Here is a 12941-nt window from a genome sequence, read left to right on the forward strand (position 1 = left end):
AGTCTGTGCTGGTGGGTCAGGCTGCGACCGGGGTCTTGCGGGGACGGCCCCGCGGCCTCTTCCTCGGAACGACGGCTCCGCGGAGGACGAGTTCGCCGCCCCAGACGCCCCACGGCTCCTCGCGCTCCAGCGCGCGGGCGAGGCAGGCCTTCTGGATCGGGCACCCTCCGCAGAGGGCCTTGGCGAACTCGACGTCTTCAGGGGACTCGGCGAACCACAGGTCGGGGTCGGTACGACACGGGATATCGGCTTCGTCGACCAGGTCCATGGTCGTCCAAACCGCCATCTGCGTCACCTCTCTGTTTGCTGGTTGATCTGGTCGTTTACCTCGTAGGTGGTCGGATACGGCGGCGCTGGAAAAACAAGAAGGCCGCGGATCCTGGTACGGATCCGCGGCCTGGAGGCGCTTGTGTGACCGGTCAGGTTATGACCGGTTGCCTCCAGGGTGGCGGACCCTGCACCCCACCATTGGTGGTGCTGCTGGTCTGCTCGTCACCGATCGGACGGCCGAAGGCCGCCGGGTGGTCGGTGACCATGCCGGTGGTGTCGTAGGCGAAGGCGGCCGCACCCAGCAGGACGCGGGCAGTCTTCTCCTGTCGGAGTTTCGCCGGGCCGTCGGCCGTGAGGCCGAGTGCCACCATGGCGATCGGAGCGGTGGTGCGGGCGGCGCCCATGATCGGGGCGGCGCTGCGCATGCCACTGCCACGCAGGGAAGCGACCCACGGCGTGGCACATGTCGAGACGAGAATCTGCTTCACAGGGGTCACCTCCCAAGGTGATTGCGGGGTCGGACGGGGATCGTCCGACCGGCTTGTGCAAGACTCTAAACGCGGATCAGGGGACCCGGCAACACATTTTCTACCTGCTATTTCACGGATTCGCGACACGGATCATGCACTCTTGGACGACCGAGACGGCGAGGTCGCCTGAGGCGGTGAACATCCGCCCCTGGGCGAGCCCGCGCGCGTTGCCCGACCACGGCGATTCTTGGGCGTAGAGCACCCACTCGTCGACCTTGAGCGGCCGGTGGAACCACATGGCGTGGTCGAGGGACGCGCCGATGAGGTTGGAGGCCCCCCACGCCAGGCCGTGCGTCAGCAGCACCGTGTCGACCAGCGTGTAGTCGGAGGCGTAGGCCGCCAGCACGACATGCAGCAGCGGGTCGTCCGGCAGGTCGGCGTCGTACCGGAACCACACCTGCGTCTCGGAGCCGCGCAGGGATGGATCTTTGTAGGCCTCCCAGGTGAGCGGCGTGACGTAGCGGGCGTCGACCGGACGCGGCCTGGACAGCCAGTCGCGCCATGGCTCCTGGTCTCCGACGAGATCGAGCATGCGGTCTCGGAACAGCGGAAGCGTCTCGGGGTCGGGCACCTGCGGCATGACCGCCGCCTGGTGGCCGATGCCTTCCTCGGTGACGTGGAAGGACGCCGACATGGTGAAGATAGCCTTGCCGTGCTGGATGGCGACGACCCGCCTGGTCGTGAACGAACGGCCGTCGCGCACGCGCTCGACGTTGTAGACGATGGGGACCGCCGGGTCGCCCGGGCGGATGAAGTAGGCGTGCAGGGAGTGCACGGTGCGGTCGGCCTGCACCGTGCGGCCCGCCGCGACCAGCGCCTGCGCCGCCACCTGCCCGCCGAAGACCCGTTGGATGCGCTCTTCCGGGCTCCTGCCCCGGAAGATGTCCTGCTCGATCTGCTCCAGATCGAGCAGGTCGAGGACCTCCTTGAGCGCCTCGTTCACGTCACTTCCCCTCCGCGGCAGATGTCCAGGACGGCCTCGCCGTAGCGCTCCAGCTTGACGCGCCCGATGCCGGCGATGGAGAGAAGGTCCTCTTGGTCGGTGGGGACCCGCTCGGCCAGTGCCTGGAGCGTAACGTCCGTGAATACGACGTAAGTCGGCACCTTCGCCTCTTTCGCCGCTTTCGTACGCCAGAGCTTAAGCCGCTCGAGGAGTTCCTGGTCATAGTCGGCGGGACAGGTGGCGCAGCGGCCGAGCTTCTGCTCGGCGGCCACGGCGAGGGTCTTGCCGCACACGCGGCACGAGATCGGCGTGGCGACGCGGGACTGCGCGGCACGGCGGTCGCGCGCGCCGGGCCGGGCGGACCCCGTGGCGGCGGCCGTGGCCGCGCCGGTGAGCCCGTCGAGGAAACGGGACGGGCGCCGGGCCTTGCGTCCGCCCGCCGACCGGGCGAGCGCCCACGAGAGGTGCAGATGGGCGCGGGCGCGGGTGATGCCGACGTAGAGCAGCCGCCGCTCTTCCTCGATCTGCTCGGCGCGCTCGGCGTAGATGATCGGCAGCATGCCGTCGGTGAGGCCGATGAGGAACACCGCGTCCCATTCGAGGCCTTTGGCGGCATGCAGAGAGGCGAGCGTCACCCCCTCGATCGGCGGGGCGTGCTGCTCGGTGGCGCGGCGCTCGAGCTCGGCGACGAAGCGCGAAAGATCGCCGCCCTCGGACGCCATGTCTTCGGCCAGCTCGGCCAGCGCGTTCAGCGACTCCCACCGCTCGCGCGCCGCGCCGCCCCCGGGAGGCTCGGCCGTGAGGCCGATGCCGCCGAGGACGTCGTGGACGGCGTGCGCGAGGGGCTGCTCGTCGTTGGCCGAGCGGGCCGCGCCCCTCAGCAGCACGACGGCCTGCCGGACCTCGGGCCGCTCGAAGAAGCGCTCGGCGCCGCGCAGGAGATAGGGCACGCCGGCCTGGGTGAACGCCTGCTCGTACAGCTCGGACTGGGCGTTGACCCGGAACAGCACCGCGATCTCGCGCGTGGGCACGCCCTGGGCGATCAGCTCTTTGACCCGCGCGGCCACGACCGCCGCCTCGGCGGGCTCGTCGTCGCACTCGGCGAACACCGGCGTGGGCCCGTCGGGCCGCTGCGCGATCAGTTCGAGCCTGTGGGGCGTGCGCGCCTTGGCCAGCACGCTGTTGGCCAGCCCGACGACCTGCGGCGTGGAGCGGTAGTCGCGCACCAGTTTGATCACCGCGGCCGAGGGATGCTCGACCGCGAAGTTGGTCAGATAGCGGGGGGTGGCGCCGCTGAAGGAGTAGATGGTCTGGTTCGGGTCGCCGACCACGCAGATGTCGTCGCGGCCGCCGAGCCAGGTGTCGAGCAGGAGCTTCTGCAGCGGGTTGACGTCCTGGTACTCGTCCACCACGAAATAGCGGTACTGCCGGCGGATCTCGGCGGCGACCTCCTCGTGCTCGGTCATCACCGCGGCGGTGAGCTCGAGGATCGTCTCGAAGTCGACCAAATGGCGCTGGCGCCTGAGCGTCTCGTACGCCTCGTAGAGGCCGGCGACCTCCTGCGCGGGGATCGGCGGCGTGCGCCCGGCCTTCGCGGCGAGCGCGGGGTACTCCTCAGGGGCCACCTGGGTGACCTTGGCCCACTCGATCTCGGCGGCGATGTCGCGCATCTCGCCGCGGTCGGGGGTGCGCCGCACCACGCGGCACGCCTCGACCAGCAGCGGCAGCTTCGACTCGACGACCCTCGGCGGCTCGCCGCCGATCACGCGGGGCCAGAAGTAGGTGAGCTGGCGGAGCGCCGCGGCGTGGAAGGTGCGCGCCTGGACGCCATGGGCGCCGAGAGCGCGCAGGCGCTGCTTGAGCTCGCCCGCGGCGCGCGTGGTGAACGTCACAGCGAGCACGCTCTGTGCGTCGACGACGCCGGTGCGCACGGCGTGGGCGACGCGGTGGGTGATCGCCCTGGTCTTGCCGGTGCCGGCGCCGGCGAGCACGCACACCGGCCCCCGCACCGCCTCGGCCACCTCGCGCTGCTCCGGGTCGAGCCCGGCAAGGGCGTCTTCGTGCTCCAACTGGGCCTCCTAACGTGCGATGCGGACGGGGTGCTGGCATCATCCTTCCAGCAGCCGGCCGCTCGCGTCGCTCGGCCTGTGCACAACCTGTGAGCTCTCCCAGGTGAGTCCTCTACGCTCTCGGCTGTGCACCGCCGAAGCGCGCGCACGTGCACAAGTACGACGATTTGCTCCACAATGAGGAGCCATTGATTTCGGGGAAGGAAGAAGACCAGTGAGAAGCGCGGTTACGGTGGGGTCGCTCGCGCTGGCCACCGTCCTCCTCACGCCGGCGGCCGTCCAGCCGGCCGGTGCGGCCACCACGCCGACACCGACCCCCAGCGCCGCCCCGACCCCGAGCGAGGACGCGCTGGCCTCCACGGTCGTGCGCACGTACTCCTACGGCCGCCAATCGGCCCGCCAGCGCATGGACGTGTGGTGGGAACCGAACGCCGGGCGCAGGCCGGGCGTCTTCGTCATCCACGGCGGCTGGTGGAACAGCGGCGACAAGAAGTACATGACCGAGGTCACCCGCTCGTTCGCCGCGATGGGCTACACCGTCTTCAACATCAACTACCGGCTGTCGCAGGAGGCCGCCTGGCCGGCGCAGCGCACCGACACGCTGGCCGCCATCGCCGCCGCCCGCAGGCACGCCGACTTCTTCTCCTTCGACCCCGACCGCTACGCCGTCGTCGGGTTCTCGGCGGGCGGCCACCTGGCCACCGCGATCGGCACCTACAAGGACGGCCTGCCGGGGCTGCGCGGCGTCGTCGGCATCTCGCCGGTGATCTCACCGCTCACGGCCTACTCCGACGGCGACGAGGGCGCCGACTTCGACCAGCGCAAGCTCCGCCAGGCCTCCATCGCGCTGGCCGGTGGCTGCCGTCCCACCGGCGCCTGCGCGCGGGTCTGGTCCAGCATGGAGGTGCCCTGGCACGCCAGCTCGCACGACGCCCCCGTGCTCGCCGTGCACTCCTCGGACGAGTTCGTGCCGCCCTACCAGAGCGAACTGCTGAAGGAGCAGCTCAATCGGGTCGGCGTGGCGATGAACATTCGCATCGTGCCCGGGTACTTCCACAGCGCGCCGCTCTACCGCGAGCCCGGCGTCGCCGAGGGTGTCCGAGAGTGGGTCGCCGGCAAGCTCGCGGCGCCCGCCGCGCCACGGCCGACGGCCACGTCCAGGCCGAACTCCTCCGGTCACCTGCCTTCCCTGCGCAAGGTGCACACCCCCTGACGCATCACGCGACATTCACCGGCCGGATGGCGGGAACACCGGCGGGCGCGGCGGTGTTGCCAGCAGATGCCGACGATGAAGGGATGAATGACGCTATGGCGCTCAAGGTGTACACCACCAGCTGGTGCGGTCCCTGTAAGAGACTCAAGGGCCAGCTGAAGCGGGAGGGCATCTCCTACCAGGAGATCGACATCGAGGCCAACCCGGACGCGGCCAAGTTCGTGATGAGCGTCAACGGCGGCAACCAGGTCGTCCCCACGGTGGTCCTGGAAGACGGCACCACGCTGACCAACCCTTCGGTCATCCAGCTGAAGGGGCTGCTCGCGCAGGCCTGAGGCCTGAAGCGGCGCACCGGTTCCACCGCCGGCGGACGGGCAAAGCCCAGCCGCCGGCGTTTCGACGTCAGCACCCGGTCACCGGCGTTTCGACGTCGGGTCTCTGTCACGGGCGTTCTGACGTGCGGCCTCGGTGCGGGCGACGGCGTGGGTCACGCGCCGCCCGGCCGGCCGTGGGTCACCAGTCGCCCGGGAGGTAGGTGCCGTACCACGTCTCGATGAGACGGCGGGCGATGGAGACCCCGGGCGGCAACCGGATGTCGCCGTTCTCGACGGCGGCGCCCAGCTCGGCCCGCGTGAGCCAGAGCGCTTCGGCGATCTCGTCGGGATCGCGGGTGATCTCGGTGGTCGTGGCCCTGGCGAAGAAGCCCAGCATCAGGCTGCGCGGGAACGGCCACGGCTGACTGCCGAGATAACGGGGCTCGGCGACGGTGACGCCGACTTCCTCGAAGACCTCGCGCGCGACGGCCTGCTCGAGCGACTCGCCGGGCTCGACGAAGCCGGCGAGGACCGAGAACCGACCCTCGGGCCACTGCGGCCCCCGCGCCAGCAGGCAGCGGTCGTCGCCGTCGTGGACCAGCATGATGACCGCGGGATCGACCCGGGGGAAGTGCTGGCTGCCGTCGTTCGGGCACACCCGCATGTGGCCGCCGGCGATGATGTTCGTGCGGCTGCCGCACCGGGGGCAGTGCTCGTGGGTGGCGTGCCACGCCTCGAGCGCCACGGCGTTGACCAGCAGCCCGGCGTCGCGGTCACCGAGCGCGGCCCCCGCCTTGCGCAGCCCTTCCGTCGCGACGTCGGCCCAGTCGGGGACGTCCTGGATGGCCTCGGCGACCTCGGTGCCCTCGGGAAGCGTCGCGTACGGGGGCAGCGGCAGCTCACCGTCGACCGCGACGGCGAAGTAGGCGACGCCCTCGGGGTCGACGCCGAGCAGATAACGCTCGCCGGGAGGCGCCTGTTGCGGAGACACGAACACGAGGCCGGCCGTGCCGTTGTCACGGCGGATCAGCGTGTTGCCGTCGTTGATGAGCAGGACCCGGGTCGCGGGGTCCGACCAGGCCGATTTCATCCAGGCCTCATCGTTGCGATGCAGGCCCGACCTGTCGACGCCCCCTCGCGCCAGAAGCAACGGGCCGAGCAGCCGCCGACCTTGCGAGAACTCCTCCACGTGCGCCTCCCTCCCAGCAGACTGTCCATCCTATGCCGCCGGAGATGACCGTCCGAAATGCCCATTGGGCCTCACACAACACGGACATTCAGCGTGATTACCATGTCCGGCAGCGAGGAGATCGTCGTACGGCTAGGATTCAGCCGGTCAACTTGGTTAGGTTAGCCTTACCTGATTCCGGGGGTGCCCTGCGTGCGGCTGTACCTCACCGCGCTCAATCCGACAGACTCGGTCACCGATGGCTTCCTCCCAGCCGCCCGCTCCCTCGGCTGCGAGGTGACGCTGCTCACCGACCAGCCCGAGCGCTACACCGGAGTGGAGACGCTGCGCACCGACGTCCGCGACGCGCGCTCGGTCATCGACACGATCGCCCGCCACCACCCGCCCGGCGCGATCTTCTCCAACTCCGATCACATCCAGCCGGAGACCGCCCTGGCCGCCGCCTACTTCGGGCTGCCGGGCAAAGACTGGCGCGCCTGCCTGACCGCCAAGAACAAGGCGCTGACCCGGCAGCGGCTCGCCGCCGCGGGAGTGGAGCGGGTATGGTCCACGCGGCTCGCGCCCGGCGAACCGCTCCCGGACGCACTCTGCGAGCCCCGTCCGGGCGGGCGCGGTGAACCGCCGCAGGACGGTCCGGCGTACCCGGTCGTGGTCAAACCGCGCGAAGGGGTCGCTAGCGAGGACGTCGTGCTGGCCGCAGACGCGCGCGAACTGGCCGCGGCCGTCACCGGCATCCGCGCGCGGCGGCCCGGCGCCACTCTGGTGATCGAGGAATACCTGGAAGGGCCGCTGCACACCCTCGAAACCCTGGGCGACGGCCACGCTCTCCACGTGCTCGGCGGCTTCCGCACGACCCTCGGCCCTCTCCCGCACTTCGTGGAAGAACGCCTCGACTGGGCACCGCCGGGCGGACGCCTCCCCCACACCCCTGACAGCGCGGCGCTGGAGCACGTGCTGCGGGCGCTCGCGGCGATCGGCGCCGGGTTCGGCGCCTGCCACACCGAGTACGTCCTCACCGCACGGGGTCCGCGGATCGTCGAGGTCAACTACCGGCTCATCGGCGACACCTGCGACTTCCTGCTCGCCGAACTGCTCGGGGTGCCGCTCTTCGAGCAGGTCCTGCGGGTGCATCTCGGCGAGCCCGCCGAGGCCCCGCCGCCCGTCTCCGGCCACGGCGCGGCGGTGAGCCTGATCGCGGACCGTGGCGGGGTCGTCAAGGCCGCCCCGGGCGACGTGACGGAGGCGATCGGCGGCGTACGGCTCCGCCACCGGCCGTTCCGCGCGCCCGGGGACGTCGTGGAGCTGACCCACACCAACCGCGACTACCTGGGCGTCGTCCGGGCGGCCGGGCCCGGACGTGACGCCGTCGACCGGGCCATAGAGTCCTTCCGCGCCCGCTCGCCCTGGGTGGTCGAGTGACCCCGGCCACCGCCGAGCGCGCCGCAGCGCCCGGCGCCGCCCCGGAGAGCCGAGAAACCGGCCCCGAAGGCGAAGAAACCACCGCCCGGACGGGCGGCGGATCGCGTGAGCCGTATCTGGCCGCCCGGGTGCTGGACGCGCTGATCCGCGAGGACTACGGCGGCCTGGCCGCCCGCATGACCCGCACCAAGGACGGCGTCCAGCTCGTGCTGCCGTCGGGGCGACGGGTGCGCCTCGCACCCGGTCAGCTGTATCAGGACTTCATGGTCGCCCACACGGAGTCGCTGACTCTCCGCGAGGTGCTCGACGCGCTCACCCGGACCGCCGACCCAGGGGACGGCGAGGGCGTGGCCGCCTTCGCCGAGGAATGCCGCGCGGCGCTGCGCGCGTACGAGCTGCACGAGGCCCGCCGCGAAGGCGTCCTGGCGCGCCTGCGTCCCAGCTTCGGGCCCGCGGCAGGTGGAATGTCCTCGAGGGACGCGGCCGGTGAGGCGCCGCTGGGGCGGTCGGTCGCCTATGAGACGCTCGCCGCGTTCGTCGACCACCCGGTCTACCCGACATCTCGCGCCCGTCTCGGGCTCGCGGATGCGGAGATCACCTCCTACGCCCCCGAGTTCGCACCGTCCTTCCTCCTCCGCTGGGCGGCCGTGCCCGTCGACCGGCTGATCGGACCGGGTGGCGGAACGGCGGTGCCGGCCGGCGGGCCGGCACGCTCAGACGGCGGGACTGCGTCCCCGGACGACCGGACGGCACGCTCAAGCGGTGGGGCGGCATCACCGCAGGACGGGACGGCACGCACAGGTGGCAGGGTGGCGGACTCGGGTGGCGGGGCGGGGGGCGATCTTCCCGGGTGGTGGCCGCGGGGGGACGCCGCGTACGTGCGGTTCCCGGTGCATCCGCTGACCTTTCCCGCCGTTCGCGCCATCCCCGGCGTGCTGCTCCTGGACGAGCCGTACCTGGTGGTGCGTCCCACGCTGTCGATGCGCACCGTCGAGGTGGAGCCGCGCACGCATCTCAAGCTTCCCCTGACCACGAGCACCCTCGGGGCCCGCAACCGCAGGTCCATCAAGCCGGGCACCCTGGAGGACGGCGCGCGGGCGGAGCTGCTGCTGCGGGAGGTGCTTCGCCGCGAACCGGACGCCGGCGTGCTCGTCGCCGACGAGCAGACCTACGCCCACGCGGGCCATGACCACCTCGGCTGGTTGCTGCGCCGCCTGCCTCCCGGCGAGATCGTCCCGGTCGCCGCCCTGACGGCTCCCTTCCCCGGCGGCGGGAGGGTGATCGACCATCTGGCCGGCCGTTACCGGGGTGGCGAGGTGTCCGCGCTGCTCGCCGAGTACCTGCGCGTGCTGTTCACCTGGAACGTCCGGCTGTTCGTCACCTACGGCATCGCCCTGGAGGCGCACCAGCAGAACCTCTCGCTGGTCTTCGACGAGGACGCCGGGGCCGGGGCGGCGATGCGGCTGCTGGTCAAGGACAACGACGGGCTGCTCGTCTCTCCCGAACGGCTCGTCGCGACGGGGCTGGAGGTCCCGGGCTTCACCGACCCGCGCATGCTGAACGGCGACCCGCACGCCCTCGCGGACGTGTTCGTCACGATCACCCTGCATCTGGCCGCCGCCGCGGTGGCGTTCGGCGCGGGACACGGTGAGCTGGTCGCCCCGGCTCTGGAGAACGCGCTCGCCGAGCACGGCGGCCATCCGATGGCGCGGCTGCTGCGCGCCCGCACGCTGGACGCGGCCCGCCTGGTCGGCAAGTCCATGGTCAGCGCCGGGACCCTGGTGGCCCGCTCGCGCATCGTCTCGGCCGACATCAACAAGCACTACGGCGCCAGCGGGCCGAACTATCTACGCCACCACCCCCGCAGAGAGGTGAACCATTGAAGGGCGTCGTGTGCGGCCCCTCCGCTGCCGGATCGCCCGCCGGCGTCTCCCCGTCCGGGGTCCCGGCGACGCTCGTCCCCGCTCCAGTGATCCCGGGAGCCGAGGTCACGCAGGACACGGAGGGGACGTGGGACGACGTCACGGAGGAAGCCGGGAACGACCGGGACGGCGCCGCGAAAGGGACGTGGGACGGCGTCACTGATGAGGCCGGGAACGAGTGGGAGGGCGTCGCGGAGGAGGCGACGCTGGCGGCACTGCTGCGGTGCTGCGTTCGGGAGGTCGCCGGGCCGCGCGGGCAGGTCTGGGCCGCCACGCCGTACGTGCTGCTGCGCCTGGCCGGCGCCCTCATTCGCGTACCGGCCTCCGGCGGGCTCGCGCTGCGCTTCGACGGGGCCGCCGAACGGCTGCTGCGCGGCGTTTGGCGTCCTTTGTCGGTGGACCTGCTCGTCCGCTTGGTCGAGGCGGAGCTGAGCGACGGGTCCGCACTCCGTGGGGAGAAGTCCGCCGGGTGCGGGTCGGGGTACAACGTGGAGTTCGCCGGGCAGGTGGCCGCCAGTCGTGCGGCGATCGCGGTCATGCTGCGCGAGCGGGCGGACGCGGCCGCCCCCGAGGACCCGTGGCTGGCGTCGGAGCAGGCGCTGGTGCTCGGGCACCCGTTCCACCCCTCGCCCAAGGCCAGGACCGGCGCCGACTGGGCCCGGTACGCGCCCGAGGCGCACGCCGCTTTCCCGCTTCGGCTGCTCGGCGTGCGGGACGACGTGCTCGCGACCGGCGGCGACACGAAGGCCATCGACGGTCTGGGCGACGCACCGGCCGGGTACACCTTGCTCCCCGCCCACCCGTGGCAGCTGGAACTGCTCGCCGCCGAGCTGGCCGCCCCGCTCGCGGACGGGCGGCTCGTGGATCTCGGTCACGGCACGAGCCCGGCCGTCCCCACCTCCTCGGTGCGGACGGTGTACGAGCCGGCGATCGGCAAGTGCCTGAAGTTCAGCCTGGACGTGCGGATCACCAACTGCGTGCGCAAGAACGCCTGGTACGAGCTGACCTCCGCCGCCGAGCTGACCTGCAGGCTGGAGCCGGTGTTCGCCGACCTGTCGCGGCGCTTCCCCGGGACCCGCTGGCTGCCCGAGCCGGGGTACCGGTCGGCGGGGCTCGGCACGCGCCTGCTCGAAGGGCTGGGTGTCATCGTCCGGTCGAGCCCGTGGGAGGTGACCGGGCCCGGCGTCACCCCCGTCCTGGCCGGAGCCCTGGCCGCCTTTGGCACGGCCCCCGCCACGGCCTCGGGCGGCGGCGCGGCCGGGCCGCCGGCGGCGATGACCGAGTCGACGGCGGCGGCGATGGCGGGCGCGGCAGGAGCCATGGCGGGTGCGGCAGGGGCTGGTGCCGCAGGGGCCACGGCGGGTGCGGCGGCGGCGGTGGCCGCTCTGCGGCGGGAGCCTGTGCGGTGGTGGGGCGCGTACGTGGAGCGGGTGGCGCTCCCCGTCTTCGAGGCCTACTTCCGGCACGGCGTGGTGCTGGAGCCCCACCTCCAGAACGTCCTGGTCGGCATCGACGCCGAAGGCATGCCAGTTGAAGCCATATATCGGGACATGGAAGGCACCAAGCTGGTCGAAGGCCGGCACGATCTGTCCGGCCTTCCGGATCCGGTCACCCGGGCGGTCACCTATGACGCCACGCGCGGCTGGAACCGCGTGGTCTACTGCATCATGGTGAACCATCTCCCCGAGATCGCCGCGACGGTCGCAGGGTCGGCGGCACCGCACGCCCGAGACGAGCTCCTCGGCGACCTGTGGGCGGAGGCCAGGGCGCGCGTCGCCCACTACGCCGACCGGCTCCGGCGGCCGCTCCCCCTGCGCGACCTGCTCGCCGGAGCGCCGCTGCCCGCGAAGGCCAACCTGGCGACCAGGTGGGCCCGCTCGGCCGACCGCGACGCCGGCTACGTCCCCGTGGCCAACCCGTTCGCGGGGGTGCCGGCGTGAACATCCCCGACCGGGTGCGCGAACGCGCCGAACGCCTCGCCGACGCCCTTCCCGCGTACGTGTACGACCTGGCGTCGCTCGACCGGCACGCCGCCGCCGTCCGCCGGGCCCTGCACGGCGTCGAGCTGTACTACGCGGTCAAGGCCAACCCCGACCCCGCCCTGCTGCACACGCTGGCCCCGTACACCGACGGCTTCGAGGTGTCCTCCGGCGGCGAGGTGGCACACGTCCGGTCGGTGCTGCCGGACGCCCGGCTGGCGCTCGGCGGTCCGGGCAAGACGGACGCCGAGCTGGCCCTGGACGTCCACCGCGTGCACGTCGAGAGCCCCGGCGAGTTGCGCCGGCTCGTCGAGGTGGCGGGCCCGGCCGACGCGCTGCTCCGGGTGAACCTCGCCGTTCCCGTCGACGGGGCGTCGCTGGCCATGGGCGGCGGTGCGACGCCGTTCGGCATGGACCCCGACGGCGTGCGCGAGTGTCTGGACCTGCTGCGCGGGCAGAACAGGGTGCGCCTGCGCGGCTTCCACGCCCACCTGGCCAGCGGCCTGCGGGCCCCCGGCCTGCTCGACCTGGCCAAGGCCGTGCTGGCCTTCGGCCGCGACCTCGCCTCCGGCCAGGAACTTCCCGATCTTGAGATCAACGTCGGCGGCGGCATGGCCGTGTCGTACCAGGACCCCGAAGAGCTCTTCGACTGGGAGGCCTACGGACGGGGCCTCGAAGGCCTGCGCGACCCCGGCGAGACGCTGCGCGTGGAGCCGGGCCGGGCGCTGACCGCCTACTGCGGCTGGTACCTCACCCGCGTGATCGACGTGAAGCGCGTCCACGGCGAGGTGTTCGCCGTGGTCACCGGCGGCACCCACCATCTGCGCACGCCCGTGGCCAAGGGGCACGACCAGCCTTTCGCCGTCCTGCCGACCGGCCGCCCCGGCACGGGCCCGACCGACGAGCCGGTCACCGTGGCCGGTCAGCTCTGCACCCCGAAGGACGTCTTCGCGCGCAAGGTGCCCATGTCGGTGAACGTGGGGGACATCGTGGCCTTCGGCATGGCCGGCGCCTACGCCTGGACCATCTCCCACCATGACTTCCTGATGCACCCCAGACCCGGCTTCCACTACCTCACCTGAACGTGCAGGTT

The 12941-nt window shown here is 72.1% G+C and carries 11 protein-coding genes; 6 read left to right on the top strand and 5 right to left on the bottom strand.

Annotated features, from left to right (window positions below; genetic code table 11):
- Positions 1-16: 16 nt before the first annotated feature.
- The 4 genes from ACFO60_RS16695 to ACFO60_RS16710 all read right to left on the bottom strand — a co-directional run bounded on the left by ACFO60_RS16695 (position 17) and on the right by ACFO60_RS16710 (position 3812).
- Entirely contained in the window at positions 17-286 is a 270-nt protein-coding gene (locus tag ACFO60_RS16695; protein ID WP_354840558.1) for a WhiB family transcriptional regulator, read from the bottom strand.
- A 133-nt stretch (positions 287-419) separates the two neighbouring features.
- Positions 420-758, bottom strand: coding sequence for a hypothetical protein (locus ACFO60_RS16700; RefSeq protein ID WP_380841231.1), 339 nt, complete (start codon positions 756-758; stop codon positions 420-422).
- A gap of 112 nt (positions 759-870) precedes the next feature.
- A complete protein-coding gene (locus tag ACFO60_RS16705; protein ID WP_380841232.1) occupies positions 871-1743 on the bottom strand; it encodes an acyl-CoA thioesterase in 873 nt (290 codons plus the stop codon).
- On the bottom strand, positions 1740-3812 hold the full coding sequence (locus tag ACFO60_RS16710; protein ID WP_380841233.1) for an ATP-dependent DNA helicase UvrD2: 2073 nt from the start codon (positions 3810-3812) through the stop codon (positions 1740-1742). Before ACFO60_RS16710 ends, ACFO60_RS16705 begins: the two co-directional genes overlap by 4 nt.
- Before the next feature lie 214 nt (positions 3813-4026).
- On the opposite strand from ACFO60_RS16710, the gene ACFO60_RS16715 reads away from it, so the two are divergent.
- Positions 4027-5025: an alpha/beta hydrolase gene (locus ACFO60_RS16715; RefSeq protein ID WP_380841234.1), complete on the top strand. Its 999-nt coding sequence runs from the start codon at positions 4027-4029 to the stop codon at positions 5023-5025.
- Between the two features lie 83 nt (positions 5026-5108).
- Positions 5109-5360, top strand: coding sequence for a mycoredoxin (locus ACFO60_RS16720; protein WP_380841235.1), 252 nt, complete (start codon positions 5109-5111; stop codon positions 5358-5360).
- Between the two features lie 178 nt (positions 5361-5538).
- On the opposite strand, the gene nudC is transcribed toward ACFO60_RS16720, so the two are convergent.
- Positions 5539-6429, bottom strand: a complete 891-nt coding sequence (gene nudC, locus ACFO60_RS16725) for an NAD(+) diphosphatase (protein WP_380841464.1) — start codon at positions 6427-6429, stop codon at positions 5539-5541.
- Between the two features lie 291 nt (positions 6430-6720).
- Between nudC and ACFO60_RS16730 the strand changes: the two genes are divergently transcribed.
- The 4 genes from ACFO60_RS16730 to ACFO60_RS16745 are packed head-to-tail and all read left to right on the top strand — an operon-like array spanning position 6721 to position 12930.
- Positions 6721-7947, top strand: a complete 1227-nt coding sequence (locus ACFO60_RS16730) for an ATP-grasp domain-containing protein (RefSeq protein ID WP_380841236.1) — start codon at positions 6721-6723, stop codon at positions 7945-7947.
- A complete protein-coding gene (locus tag ACFO60_RS16735; protein WP_380841237.1) occupies positions 7944-9830 on the top strand; it encodes an IucA/IucC family protein in 1887 nt (628 codons plus the stop codon). Before ACFO60_RS16730 ends, ACFO60_RS16735 begins: the two co-directional genes overlap by 4 nt.
- Positions 9827-11809 carry an IucA/IucC family protein gene (locus tag ACFO60_RS16740; RefSeq protein WP_380841239.1) on the top strand — a complete coding sequence of 661 codons (1983 nt, stop codon included), beginning with the start codon at positions 9827-9829 and terminating at the stop codon, positions 11807-11809. The genes ACFO60_RS16735 and ACFO60_RS16740 overlap by 4 nt, the downstream gene beginning before the upstream one ends.
- The gene (locus tag ACFO60_RS16745; RefSeq protein WP_380841240.1) at positions 11806-12930 is read left to right on the top strand and encodes a type III PLP-dependent enzyme; all 1125 of its coding nucleotides are present in this window, start codon (positions 11806-11808) and stop codon (positions 12928-12930) included. The genes ACFO60_RS16740 and ACFO60_RS16745 overlap by 4 nt, the downstream gene beginning before the upstream one ends.
- Positions 12931-12941 lie beyond the last annotated feature (11 nt).

Origin of the sequence: Sphaerisporangium dianthi (assembly GCF_042654065.1) — a bacterium.
GTDB lineage: Bacteria > Actinomycetota > Actinomycetes > Streptosporangiales > Streptosporangiaceae > Sphaerisporangium > Sphaerisporangium dianthi.